Source organism: Methylobacterium sp. GC_Met_2 (genome assembly GCF_026540795.1).
Taxonomy (GTDB): domain Bacteria; phylum Pseudomonadota; class Alphaproteobacteria; order Rhizobiales; family Beijerinckiaceae; genus Methylobacterium.
Map to the genome: position 1 here is coordinate 1 of NZ_JALNUM010000256.1, position 1,143 is coordinate 1,143.

1 protein-coding gene is annotated in these 1,143 nt (G+C 69.6%); it reads left to right on the forward strand.

What is annotated here, in order from left to right:
• The first annotated feature begins 59 nt into the window (after positions 1–59).
• Complete coding sequence (locus tag OXS49_RS33310) at positions 60–1,130, forward strand: IS630 family transposase (protein ID WP_267428763.1); 1,071 nt, start codon at positions 60–62, stop codon at positions 1,128–1,130.
• Positions 1,131–1,143 lie beyond the last annotated feature (13 nt).

Sequence of the window (1,143 nt, forward strand, 5' to 3'; positions counted from 1 at the left end):
CTAGTGCAGGGACGCGGACGAAGGATTCACGCAGTCGGTGAGACGTGCGAGTCTGGGCCATGGCCCAGACGGTATGCGTGCTCCTTCACCCAACCGACGCGGAGCGGTTGGCGGCGATCGCCAGCGACCGCTCCCGTCCGCTCAAGCATATCCAGCGCGCCCGCATCGTCCTGCTCTCGGCCGAGCGCTTGAGCGTCCAGGACGTGGCCCGGCGGGCAGACGTCAGCCGCCCCGCCGTGTGGCGCTGGCAGCGGCGCTACGCCGAGGCGGGTGTCGAAGGTCTACTGCGCGACAAGACGCGTCCGCCCGGCACGCCGCCCCATTCGACCGAGACGGTGGCCGAGGTCCTGGCGCTGACCTGCTCGGAGCCGCCGGGCGAGGTCACCCACTGGACCGGCCGTGCCGTGGCCCGCGCCGTCGGGATCTCGTTGCGCGCCGTGCAGCGGATCTGGGACGCTCACCGCCTCCAGCCGCATCGGCTGCGCACGTTCAAGCGCTCGCGCGACCCCGCCTTCGCCGCCAAGGTCGAGGATGTCGTGGGCCTCTATATGGCCCCGCCCGCCCACGCGGTAGTGCTGTCCATCGATGAGAAGAGCCAGATCCAAGCGTTGGAGCGAACCCGCCCGGACCAGCCACTCGCCCCCGGCTATCCCGCCGCCCAGACCCACGACTATACCCGTCACGGCACCACGACGCTGTTTGCCGCCCTCGACGTCCTGGCGGGCACCGTGCTCGGCCGCTGCATGCAGCGCCACCGGAACGGTGAGTTCATCCGGTTCCTCAACGCCGTCGAGGCCACTGTCCCGCCCGGCAAGGCGATCCACGCGATCCTCGACAACGTCGCGACCCACAAACATCCGAAGGTGCGCGCCTGGCTCGCCCGCCACCCGCGCTGGACGTTCCACTTCACCCCGACCTCGGCCTCGTGGCTCAACGCGGTCGAGGGCTTCTTCTCCGCACTCACCCGTCGTCGGCTGCGGCGAGGCTCCTTCACCGGCGTCGTCGACCTGCAGGCGGCGATCAAACGCTACATCGCCGAGCACAACCGGCGCGCCAAACCCTTCGTCTGGACCAAACCCGCCACCGACATCATCGCAGCCGTCAGCCGATCCCCTGAACCATCCGTCTGAGTCAGTGCACTAG